General features: G+C 40.0%; 1 protein-coding gene. It reads left to right on the top strand.

Annotated elements, in window-relative coordinates:
* Positions 1–299 precede the first annotated feature (299 nt).
* Positions 300–1,247, top strand: coding sequence for an IS30 family transposase (locus tag P3G66_RS31730; protein WP_003130410.1), 948 nt, complete (start codon positions 300–302; stop codon positions 1,245–1,247).
* Positions 1,248–1,301: the final 54 nt, after the last annotated feature.

Here is a 1,301-nt window from a genome sequence, read left to right as displayed (position 1 = left end):
CAGCGGCTTCTTCTTTTGGATAGATAATTTTTACTTAATAGGTCATATCTACTATTATATCAAGATGTGAGCATAAATTGGGAAAATGCGAAGAAAAAATAGAAAATTTTTTGTTTCTATTTTTAGTCAGCATCAAAATTTATTTTTTTTATCACTTTTTATTGGTGCAAACTGAATTATTATAGATTTTTATTTTTTACGCAAATTGTAAAATGAAGTTAGCCACCTTGAGTCAAGCAAAAAACATCTGAATCTCTTATACTAGAAGTTCGACCAAATAGTATAAAAAGGAAATTCAGATGCAAGACTATTCTATCACAAGCCAGAGCAAAGGGAAACACCTGACCAATCAAGACCGTTTAAACATTGAACGTTGGCACAATAAAGAAGGACTGAGCAACCGTGAGATTGCGCGCTTATTGAATAAAGCTCATGGGACGATTGACAGAGAGATGAAGCGAGGGGAAATCCAGCTCAAGCGGAAGGTAAAATACTCTGCTAAAAAGGCTCAAGAAAATTATGAAGGATTGAGGGCTCACAGTGTTCGTCCGAGTAAACTCACGACTGAGATTGATTGTTATGTGAGTACACGTCTTAAAGAAGACAAGGACTCTTTGGAAGTCATTCATCAGGCTCTAAAAGGAGTTTCTCTGAGCAGCCTCTACAATTGGGTCAACTGGGGCTGGTTAGAAGCCAAGCGTCATCATCTTTTCTATCCGCAGTATAAGGCGGCAAAGAAAATCAAACCTCGTGCGCCAAAGCATCCTTTTGGTAAGTCTATTGAAGAACGGCCTGAGTTCATTAACAATCGCTTAGAAGTGGGGCATTACGAGATTGACACGGTCATTCTTACGAGAGCTAAGAACAAGGTGCTTTTGACGCTCACAGAGCGAAAATACCGCACGGAGATCATTCGCTTGATTGATGGGAAAACAGCACAGGCGGTCAATGATGAGCTGGTGGAACTTCAAAAAAGTTATGACTTCAAATCCATTACCCCTGACAATGGCCATGAATTTGCAAGGCTCTCTGAGGTCGTAAGCTGTCCAGTTTACTATGCACACGCCTACGCGAGCTTTGAGCGAGGGACGAATGAAAACCATAACCGAATGATTCGTAGGCATCTGCCAAAAGGCACAACAAAGACGACCCCTGAAGAAGTCGCCGCTATCGAGTATTGGATGAACCATTATCCAAGAAAAATGTTCAACTATAAGAGTTCATATGAGATGAGCTTGGCTGGCTAACTTGGACTTGCAATTTGCGTAAAAAATTAAATGATCGCTAATAAGGGATATAAG

Source organism: Rhodococcus sp. C3V (assembly GCF_029269915.1).
GTDB classification, from domain to species: Bacteria; Actinomycetota; Actinomycetes; order Mycobacteriales; family Mycobacteriaceae; genus Rhodococcus_F; species Rhodococcus_F qingshengii.
The sequence above is the reverse complement of the archived record's forward strand: the minus strand, read 5'-3'. Positions and strand labels throughout refer to the sequence as shown.